The sequence below is a fragment of the Lutibacter sp. genome, from assembly GCF_040883305.1.
Lineage (GTDB): Bacteria > Bacteroidota > Bacteroidia > Flavobacteriales > Flavobacteriaceae > Lutibacter.
This window is the reverse complement of the sequence record NZ_JBFLKT010000211.1, coordinates 1-9,663: the sequence shown is the minus strand read 5'-3', so window position 1 is coordinate 9,663 and position 9,663 is coordinate 1. Positions and strand designations below refer to the sequence as shown.

9 protein-coding genes and 1 pseudogene are annotated in these 9,663 nt (G+C 28.4%); 1 reads left to right on the top strand and 9 read right to left on the bottom strand.

All coding sequences use genetic code 11. The features are described from left to right. From AB1Z17_RS06690 to AB1Z17_RS06650, 9 genes and pseudogenes are all read right to left on the bottom strand, one after another. Positions 1-197, bottom strand: a pseudogene (locus AB1Z17_RS06690) (hypothetical protein); the annotation flags it as partial. Positions 198-247: 50 nt separating this feature from the next. Continuing rightward, the gene (locus AB1Z17_RS06685; protein WP_368051021.1) at positions 248-1,147 is read right to left on the bottom strand and encodes a 1,4-dihydroxy-2-naphthoate polyprenyltransferase; all 900 of its coding nucleotides are present in this window, start codon (positions 1,145-1,147) and stop codon (positions 248-250) included. Then, positions 1,138-2,622, bottom strand: a complete 1,485-nt coding sequence (locus AB1Z17_RS06680; RefSeq protein ID WP_368051020.1) for a PH domain-containing protein — start codon at positions 2,620-2,622, stop codon at positions 1,138-1,140. The genes AB1Z17_RS06685 and AB1Z17_RS06680 overlap by 10 nt, the downstream gene beginning before the upstream one ends. Next, positions 2,615-3,121 carry a PH domain-containing protein gene (locus AB1Z17_RS06675; RefSeq protein ID WP_368051019.1) on the bottom strand — a complete coding sequence of 169 codons (507 nt, stop codon included), beginning with the start codon at positions 3,119-3,121 and terminating at the stop codon, positions 2,615-2,617. The genes AB1Z17_RS06680 and AB1Z17_RS06675 overlap by 8 nt, the downstream gene beginning before the upstream one ends. 140 nt (positions 3,122-3,261) lie before the next feature. Then, positions 3,262-4,041, bottom strand: coding sequence for a (Fe-S)-binding protein (locus tag AB1Z17_RS06670; RefSeq protein ID WP_368051018.1), 780 nt, complete (start codon positions 4,039-4,041; stop codon positions 3,262-3,264). 18 nt (positions 4,042-4,059) lie between these two features. Next, the gene (locus AB1Z17_RS06665) at positions 4,060-4,506 is read right to left on the bottom strand and encodes a phosphoheptose isomerase (protein ID WP_368051017.1); all 447 of its coding nucleotides are present in this window, start codon (positions 4,504-4,506) and stop codon (positions 4,060-4,062) included. Between the two features lie 30 nt (positions 4,507-4,536). After that, complete coding sequence (locus AB1Z17_RS06660; protein WP_368051016.1) at positions 4,537-5,844, bottom strand: 4Fe-4S dicluster domain-containing protein; 1,308 nt, start codon at positions 5,842-5,844, stop codon at positions 4,537-4,539. A gap of 73 nt (positions 5,845-5,917) precedes the next feature. Then, positions 5,918-6,871, bottom strand: a complete 954-nt coding sequence (locus tag AB1Z17_RS06655; RefSeq protein WP_368051015.1) for an MlaD family protein — start codon at positions 6,869-6,871, stop codon at positions 5,918-5,920. Positions 6,872-6,930: 59 nt separating this feature from the next. Then, positions 6,931-8,070 carry an N-acetylmuramoyl-L-alanine amidase gene (locus AB1Z17_RS06650; RefSeq protein ID WP_368051014.1) on the bottom strand — a complete coding sequence of 380 codons (1,140 nt, stop codon included), beginning with the start codon at positions 8,068-8,070 and terminating at the stop codon, positions 6,931-6,933. A 199-nt stretch (positions 8,071-8,269) separates the two neighbouring features. Here AB1Z17_RS06650 and AB1Z17_RS06645 point away from each other — a divergent pair. Continuing rightward, positions 8,270-9,663 (top strand): putative LPS assembly protein LptD (locus tag AB1Z17_RS06645; protein WP_368051013.1); only part of this gene is annotated, 1,394 nt, incomplete at its 3' end.

Here is a 9,663-nt window from a genome sequence, read left to right as displayed (position 1 = left end):
TTCTCTAAATAACATTTACCATTACATTCTAAATAAGGCTTGTCTTTATTTTCACACAATTCTGTTGCAATATAATCGTAATTACCATAATACTCAATAATTGGCATTATAGGACGCACCATTGCCAATAAATAAAGTAAATAAAAAAATATTGCTAAAAACTGATTTTTCACGAATCCATAAATAATAAAAGACAAATATATCTTTTATATTTTATATTATTGTAATATATATTACCAAAAAAAAATTAAACTATTAAACCTATTCCAAATAATATTGAAAATAAAAATGTTGTGAGTGCAAGTTTTTTTAATTCCGGATCTAACAATTTTGGCTTTTTATTTTTAGCTACAACGTTAAAATGTTTTAAAATTGGTAAAAGTGTAACTAAAAACAGAAACTGATAAGGTGAATTATAATGCACTATTGTATACAGTATGGCAAATAAAAATGCAGTAAATAGCAGGTAATAATGGTAATATTTAGCAGATTCATTTCCCATTTTAACAACCAAGGTTTTTTTACCAGATTTAATATCAGATGCTCTATCTCTCATATTATTAAGATTTAACACTCCAATACTTAAAAACCCTACAGAAAACGCAGGTAATATTAAGGTAATATTTAATTGTTTTGAATACAAATAATAACTACCGATGACGCTAACCAAACCGAAAAACAAAAAAACAAATAAATCTCCAAAGCCACTATAACCATAAGCTTTTTTACCAACAGTATATTTTATTGCTGCTGCAATGCTAGCAATTCCAAGGCAAAAGAAAATAATTAAGTTTAAAAAATCATCTTTTCCAAAGGCAACAAAAATTAGTAAAATTGCAATTAAAAATGTAATTATACTTGAAGCAATAATAGCAGTTCGCATTTGCTTAGGAGATATTGCGCCACTTTGTACAGTTCTCTCTGGCCCTATTCTATCTTTATTATCGGTTCCTTTAACCCCATCGCCATAATCGTTGGCAAAATTTGAAATAATTTGAAAACCTACAGTGGTTAATAATGCTAATAAGCATATTTTCCAGTTAAACAATCCTTTAGAGGCAGCAATAAAACTACCTATAATTATTCCAGAAACCGACAACGGTAAGGTTCTTAAACGTGCAGCTTGTACATAACTTTTTACATCCATTTTTTAGTAGAAGTTTCTGATTTATACAACATACAATTATACATTTCTATTGCTTTACTTGTTTTTACGCAAGGTAAAATAATTTTTCCAGATGCTGTCTGTATTATCAAATTTACAACGTCCTTCCTCTTTTGAAAAAGAGTTTGTTTCATCTTAATATGTTGCAATTTAAAATGTTCAAAATAGGTAGTATTTGTAGCAATTTGACCAGAACCTATAACTAACATATCTTTATTAAAGTAATAATAACTTTTTCTATACTTCAAAAACACCAAAGCAATTAAAAAAGGTACTAATAAGAAGTTTATAAAAAATAATTTATTGGATATTAATAAAAAAACAATATTCAAAATTGCTAAAAACAAAAAGCTTCTAAAAAATAATTGTACTTTGTAATAAGCATCAGGTTTATGTTTTACTTCATTAATAAAATTAGTATTTAAAAAAAGTACACTTTTTAAAACATTAATGTGTTCTTTATTAAAACCAACAACCTTAATTATTTTTTTGTAATTAATTTTACCGCTTACTGCCTGCTTAAAAATTACATTATAAATACCTAATTTTTGTTTAATTGGATTTGTAAGTACCTCAATACTTTGTACTTTCTGCTTTTTTATAATATTATTTTGTTTTGTAATTAAACCTTGATTAATTTCTAATGTGTTATTTTCTATTGAAACTTGTAAATTAAAATGACGAACAAAGGTTGTTACAAAAGAAATTATTACTGAAATAACAAAACTAACGGCAAATAGAATCAACATTAAAAACAGATCACCAATAAGTGAATTTGCATTCTCTTCTAGTATTGTATCAAATTTCTCATCTAGTTCTAATGTTTCTAAAAAATCTTTTACTTGTACATATCCTGAAAATATAAAAGCGAACAACAAAGCCAAACTTTTAAAATGATTTTCTGAAATACTAACTTTAAACAACTCTGCAATTGTAATTTTATGAAGTATTTCTTTTGTAGGTTCACTATTTTCAAAAGCAACTACTTCCTGCATTTTAGCAAACAATGCTTTTTTTAATGCTATAGCTTTTTCTCTTGAAAGTGCTTTTATGGAGATTTCTACAGTTTTTGCCCCAGCGGTTTCAATTTCTACTTGTGTAACATTAATTAATTGTTGAATAAAATTTTGTTTGAAGTTTATATGCTGTATTTTTTCAAAAGGAACAGAAATGTTCGATTTATTTAAAATTCCCTGTTTTAATATAAAAGCGTTGTCTTTTATTTTAAATTTAAAATTTAAATAGACTAAAATTGCCCTAATTAAAATATAAATTAGAATTGCTAAAACTGCTAATAAAATTTTTGTGAGATTTAATTCAGATGTGTCTTTGGTAAGTAAAATTGGTATTAATACCCAAGAAGATTTTAACGACTTATATAAAATTACAAAATAATTTACAATAATTCCTTTTGAAGATTGTCTTGAAAATTCAGAAAAATCGAATGTATTAGTCATTAATAAAATGGGTAATAAATTCTTTTATTTGTTTTGCTTCTTTTTTTGGAAGACCATTTACTTTTAAATCTCCTCCACTTTCTCCTGCAGTAAATATTTTTATTGAAGCTAGTTTAAATAGTCTAGAAAAAGGTTTTTCTTCCAATTCTACGTGCTGTATTCTGGCAAATGGAACTGTAGTAATAGATTGCACTAAAACTCCTTTTTTATAAGAAATATCTTTTTCTCTCACAGCAAACTTCCTCTTATAAAAGCCAAGTACTAAAAAAAGTAAAAATATGCTTAATAAAAAAGTCAATGATAGGTATAAATAAGATGTGTATTCTGGAATATGTGCTTCTAAATTTTTACTAATCAAAAAATACAATCCTACAAAAAGTACAATTGCAACAATACCAAAATTTAAAAGTAAAACTATTAAATATTTTTTATCAATAGGCTTAAAATCCAGTTGAGAAACATCGGGTAATTGAGAAGTAATTTCAATGTTTTCGAACATTTATAAAACTATTAGAGTGAGTGAGTGTTTTGGATTCCTGCCTCCACAGGAATGACATATGGATTCGCTGGAATGACATTTTAAATTATATAAAAAATCTATAATCAAATTAATTATATAAAACTTATAGAATTTAAATATTATAAATCTTCTGCATTTGCAATTAATTCTGCAATATCCAACACTTCAATTTCAGTTTCTTTATTTGTAGTTTTAACACCATCAGTCATCATAGTATTACAAAAAGGACAACCAGTTGCAATAATATCTGGTTTTACTTCAATAGCTTCTTCGGTACGTTCAACATTAATATCTTTAGTTCCTTTTTCAGGTTCTTTAAACATTTGAGCTCCACCTGCTCCACAACATAAACCGTTGGTCTTACAGCGTTTCATTTCAATTAATTCTACATCTAACTTTTTAATTAAATCGCGTGGGGCTTCATAAACATCATTTGCCCGTCCTAAATAACAAGGGTCGTGAAATGTTATTTTTTTTCCTTTAAATTGTCCTCCTTCAATTGTAAGTCTTCCATCGTCTAATAACGATTTTAACAATTCTGTATGATGTACAACTTCATAGTTACCACCAAGTTGAGGATATTCATTTTTAAGTGTGTTAAAACAGTGTGGACAGGCTGTTACTATTTTTTTTACTTCGTAAGCATTTAAAACTTCAATATTAGTCATAGCCTGCATTTGAAATAAAAACTCGTTCCCTGCTCTTTTTGCAGGATCCCCTGAACAACTTTCTTCGGTGCCTAAAACAGCAAATTCTACTTTGGCCTTGTTTAGAATTTTAACAAATGCCTTTGTTATTTTTTTTGCTCTATCATCAAAACTTCCTGCACAACCAACCCAAAATAAAACTTCTGGTTGTTTACCTTGTGCAGCCATTTCTGCCATTGTAGGTACGTTCATGTCTTTATATTTTAATTTTTATTCGTGTTTTCCGTCGTCAAAAACTTCTATAGTTACTTCTTTTTCAACTAAATCTGTAAAATGACCTCTATAACGTGTTGCTTTAACTAAATGATTATCAATCCAGTGGTAATTTCCTCCTCTAGGTTTTCCCATTAATAAACTATGGTACTTAAACCCATGTTTATTTAACCACGTTTCAGTTACTTCTCTATGCTCTTCAGTTCTTGATGTAAAGAAACAAATTATATGCCCCTCATCAAACCACCTATTTAATGTGGCTAACGCATCAGGAAAAGGCTCGCAAGTTCCCATTCTTTCTGGTTCTTCATTAGGAACATCTTCTGTTACTGTTCCATCAATATCTATTAAATAATTTTTAATTCCTTCAGGTAAAATAGGACTAATATGCAATCCATCTTCTACTTTGTCGTGCAATAGTTTTTCAACATCTTCTTTTTTCATTCTGTGTTTATTTCAGTTTTTATAGTAGTATTATTCGTCTTTCCAATTTAATCTATCCATTTGGTTGTATTGCCAAGGAGCCCCGTTGTTCTCAATATTCGTCATCATCATATTTAATTCTTGCGAAGCGGCAGATTTTTCCATTACCAAATACCTACGTAAATCAATAATTATTGATAAAGGATCAATATTTACCGGACATTCCTCAACACAAGCATTACAGCTAGTACACGCCCAAACTTCTTCAGGAGATATAAAATCATTTAATAATTGTTTTCCATCATCTTTAAACTCACCATTTTTAGTGATGTTTTTCCCAACCTCCTCTAATCTATCACGCGTTTTCATCATAATAGCTCTGGGTGAAAGTTCTTTACCGGTAATATTTGCAGGACAAGCCGAGGTGCATCTACCACATTCTGTGCACGTATAAGCGTTCATCAATTGCACCCAATTTAAATCTGCTACGTCACTTGCTCCAAATTTTTCAGGAATTTCATCTTCACTTCCTTGTGGTGCAGCAGCAAATGGATCCGCATTTGGATCGAGCATCATTTTCACCTCATTGGTAACAGCTTCTAAATTATTTAATTGTCCTTTTGGGTTTAAATTAGCAAAATAGGTATTTGGAAATGCCAATAAAATATGAAGATGTTTTGAGTAATATAAATAATTTAAAAACACCAATATACCTGCAATATGCAACCACCAAGCAGTGCGTTCTATATAAAATAGTGTTCCTGCATTAAAGTTTTCAAAAAATGGCACTAAAAATTGACTGATTGGATTTCCAGCATCTGCTTGTTGAAATGGAACGTCTGTAGCATTCATTATTAAAAATAACGACATTAACACCATTTCGAAATATAAGATGTATAAGGCATCATTTTTTGGAAAACCTTTCATTTCTTTATTCCAAAAACGAGGAATTTTCAAAACCATTCTTCGAATCCAAAAAACTACAACAGAAATTAGGACTAATAATGCTAATATTTCAAACGAAGCAATTAAAAAGCTATAAAAATTAGTTCCCATAGATCTTAAAACTCTATGCGTTCCAAAAAGTCCATCAATAATTATTTCAATAACTTCAATATTGATAATTATAAAACCAACATAAACTACAATGTGTAAAATTCCTGCAATTGGACGTTTTACCATTTTAGATTGTCCTAAAGCAATCATTGCCATATTTTTCCAACGATCTGCTGAATTATCAATTCTATTTACTTGTTTACCAAGTTTTATATTTCTAATAAGTTTTTTTACATTTTTAGCAAAAAAACCAACTCCAATAATAAGAAGAATTGCAAATGCTATGTTGTCAATATAATTCATACTTTTTAATTTATTGATGGTAGAACATTCTTTTACGTGAAATTGCTAATTTAAACAATAACTTGAAATTTGTTTACTCCTCTTGCTCTGGATTATAGCCTTTATCTTTTTTACCAAATAATGAAAAGTGAACAAAACGTTTTGGATGTAATTTCATTTCATTTAACAATTCCTCTAATTCTTTTGAGGCGTTGGTTAAATTAGTATACATCTCATCATCTTTTAACAATCTTCCAAGCGTGCCTTCTCCATTTTCTAAACCAGCCAAGACACTATTAATATTACCAATTGTATCTTCTAAATTTTTAATAGTTAAACCTAAATTAGCATTTACTAACGTGTCTGAAAGTTTTGCCAAATTAGCAGTCATTAACTCAGCATTATCCAGCGTTTTTGATAACTTATCATCATTCTTTTTAATCAATTCATTTACATTTGCTGAAGCATGTTTAAAATTTGTAACAGTTGCATTTAATTCTAAAATACTGGATTTTAAACTTTCTCTGCTTTTAGGATCTAAAACATCTGTTAAACCAGTCATTAAAGAATCTGCACTTTTAATTACACTTTCAACTTTTGCTTGTAGTGGATTTAATTTTTCAGTTACAGAAGAGAACAAATCCGATTCTATTTCACCTTTTAAATAATCTCCTGGAAGTGCTGTTTCACCTTCATAAGAAGGTACAATTGCTAGAGATTTTCCGCCCATTAAACTGGCGCTATAAATTTTTGCAACGCTATTTTTTGAAAATTCAAAATCGTTTTCAACACTAAATTCAACAATTAATGTACCTCTTTTTTCTTCGCTTTTATGAAATTTAATATTCACAACTTTTCCAACATCAACCCCATTTATTGTTACAACACTTGCTGTATTTAAACCTTGCACATGATGGTATTCTGTGAAATAGGTTTTTATTGGACCATCAAATAAATTTAGTCCTTTCAAATAGTTATAACCCCAAATAAATAATGCGATTACAAGTACTGCTACAACTCCGGTTTTAAATTCTCTGGAAATTTTCAAAATAATATAATTTTTAAGGCAATATTACTAATAATTTTTGTGAGTAAATGGTAAAAATACTACGATTTTTTTAAAACTTCTTCAACAGAAATTTTTTCACCATTTTTAAAAGCGACTATAAATGCAGTTTTATATCCTTTAGTTTTAGCAATTTTTCTAAATTCTTCAATTTCAGAATAACTTGAAGTATTGCCTAAATAATATTTATAACTATTTCCAACTTTAACTCGATCCACATTTCTAAGACCTTTAAAATTATATGACTTTGTTTCTAGTTTTCTAGAACCAGAGGCTATTTGAACTTTAAATACAACATCTTTATAATTTTCTATTTCTTGCTTATTTATTGCTTCTTTTGTTGTTTTTGAAACTTCGGCAATAGCATCACCTTGCACAGTATTTAAGGTAAGTTGGTTAATATATTTTTTTAGACCATTATAAATAGATTCTGAAAATTTTTGCTGCCCTAATTTAGAATTTAAATAAAGTCCTTCTTTACTATTTGTAATAAATCCGGTTTCTATTAATATACTTGGCATATAAGTTTGATGTAATACCACAAACCCAGCTTGTTTTACACCTCTGTCCTTTCTTTTTAATTTTGTTGTAAATTCATTTTGAATAATACTTGCCAATTGTATGCTTTGATCTAAATATTCTTCTTGCATTAGAGTTAGCCCAATAACAGACTCCGGAGAATTTGGATCGAAGCCTTTATAAGTTACTTTGTAATTATCTTCTAACTCAATAACGGAGTTTTCTGCTTTGGCAACTTCAAAATTCTGTTTGTTTGCGTGGGTTCCTAATACCCATGTTTCTGCTCCATAAGCATTTGAGGAATGTGCATTACAATGTATTGACACAAACAAATCAGCATCTGCTTTATTTGCAATTTTACCACGATCTTTTAAACCTATAAATACATCCGTTTTTCTGGTATAAATTACTTTTATATTTTCCCTTTTTTCGAGCATTTTTCCAACTTGAAGCACAATTTTTAAAGCAATATCTTTTTCTTTCATAGCTTTATAACCTACTTTCCCTGGATCTTTTCCTCCGTGACCAGCATCAAGTACTACAATAAATTCTGTTTTTTGGGCTAAAAGGTTATTATTATTAAAAAGAATGACACAAAAAAATACGAAAACTCGTAAGAATATCGTTGATATTTTAATTTTAGAAAAGAGTAGTGAGTTCATAAATAATTTTAATTATTTTTGGCAACTGTTATTTGGTGATACAATTATTGAGCCATACATTTACAAACATAAAAATTGTGGTTGAATGCTTAAAAGCTAAATTAAAAAAACTTACGCTATCAGCCCAATTTAAATAGTATTTTTACAAAAAATATTAATTATTAAAACGAACATTAATAAAATATATAAAATATTTTTATTGATAAGTGTAACTCACTTTATCAATACAGCTGTTTATTCTCAAGAAATTAAACAGCAATCTACCGATACAATTGCTGCAATTAAAAAAGATACTATAAAAAATCTGCAATTAAACGACACTTTAAAAAACAAACAAATTGATTCTATTCAAGTAAAACCTAAAGATTCTATAAAAAAACCTGTAGAATTACTGGAAAGTATTATTGAACATAGCGCTGATAGTTTAATACGTCAAGATATTTTAAATAATAAAATTATATTATATGACAATGCTCATATTATTTATAAGGATATTGATTTAAAAGCGGGTTATATTGAAATTGATAATAATACAAGTTCTGTATTTGCCAAAGGGATTAAAGATAGTGTTGGTGTCTATTCTCAGCTTCCCGTATTTAAACAGGGCGACCAAGAATCTACACAAGATACTATTATCTTTAATTTTAAAAGTGAAAAAGCAAAAATATGGAGTTTAAGAACTGAACAACAAGGCATTATTATTTTAGGAGAAGAAAGTAAAAAACATAACGATTCTGTTATTTATATTAAAAATATTAGACTTACAACTTCCGATAAAGAAAATCCAGATTACTACATTAAAATAAAAAAAGCTAAATTTATTAAAGATCAAAAATTAGTTGCTGGGTCAAGTCAATTAGTTATTGCTAATGTTCCTACACCAGTTGTATTACCTTTTGCATATATTCCATTAACAAAAGGAAGAACTTCAGGTTTTTTAATGCCTACTTGGGGAGAAAATAACAGACAAGGTTATTTTTTACAAAATGGTGGTTACTACTTTGTTATAAATGATAATTTTGATTTAGCCGTTTTGGGAGATATTTATACCAACGGAAGTTGGGGATTACGAGCTGAATCCGGATATGCAAAACGCTATAAATTTTCAGGTGACTTTAATTTTAGATATGAAAATTTAACAAATAGTTTAAAAGGATTTGACGATTATTCCAAAACTACGAATTACAATATAAGATGGAGCCATTCACAAGACGCAAAAGCGAGTCCAAATGCTAGATTCTCAGCTTCAGTAAACATGGGAAGTAGTAAATACTACAAACAATCTAATAATGAATACAATACAAATGCCTTTTTAAATAATAATTTAAGTTCTTCCGTTTCATATTATAAAAAGTTTGTGGGGACTCCATTTAATATGTCATTATCTGTTACACACTCTCAAAATACCAACACCGAAGAAATTACAATGACATTGCCCTCTTTACAATTAAATATGGATAGAATTTATCCGTTTACAGGTAAAAATGGGGCGAAAAATAATGCAATTCAGAAAACAGGTTTAACCTACTCTTTAAAAGGTGACAATAGAGTGAATACTACCGATGAATTTTTCTTTAAAAAACAAATGTTTGA